Here is a 430-nt window from a genome sequence, read left to right as displayed (position 1 = left end):
CGTGGAGCCGCCGCGCCACCTGGATATCTGGCGCCGCCAGTATCCGCAGCGGATCGCCCCGGTCGCGCGGATGAGCCGCGGCGACTGGCGCTGGAGCCTGACGGTACCCGCCGACGGCGCCTTCCCCGACGCCTCGGGCCAGGCGGCCGACGGCATCGCGCCCTCGCTGATCCAGTGGGACACGCCGCGCCATCCGTCCGACACGCTGCCGCATCACGACATCGTGCTCGGCTCGCTGAACGCCACCCATCCCGAGGCCGAGGCGATCGTCGCGCACCTCGACTGGCTTGGCGCCGGCCAGCTGGTGGCCGTGTCGGCCGCCCCGGAGCGCGCGCTGGTGGCCAGCTTCGACACGCCCAAGGGCGCGCGCACGCTGCGCTGAAGGCGCGCCGCCCGCGCCATTCGCTCATTCCCCTCACCCTTCCGGAGC

1 protein-coding gene is annotated in these 430 nt (G+C 74.7%); it reads left to right on the top strand.

Translation table 11 applies throughout. The features are described from left to right. Positions 1 to 382: VOC family protein (locus tag HWX25_RS33110; protein ID WP_175912808.1), on the top strand; the 382-nt coding region annotated here is incomplete at its 5' end. Between the last annotated feature and the right edge of the window lie 48 nt (positions 383 to 430).

It is taken from the genome of Burkholderia sp. BCC1640 (genome assembly GCF_902833125.1).
Classification (GTDB): Bacteria; Pseudomonadota; Gammaproteobacteria; order Burkholderiales; family Burkholderiaceae; genus Burkholderia; species Burkholderia diffusa.
Note: the sequence above shows the minus strand (reverse complement) of the source record. Positions and strands in the feature narration are given on the sequence as shown.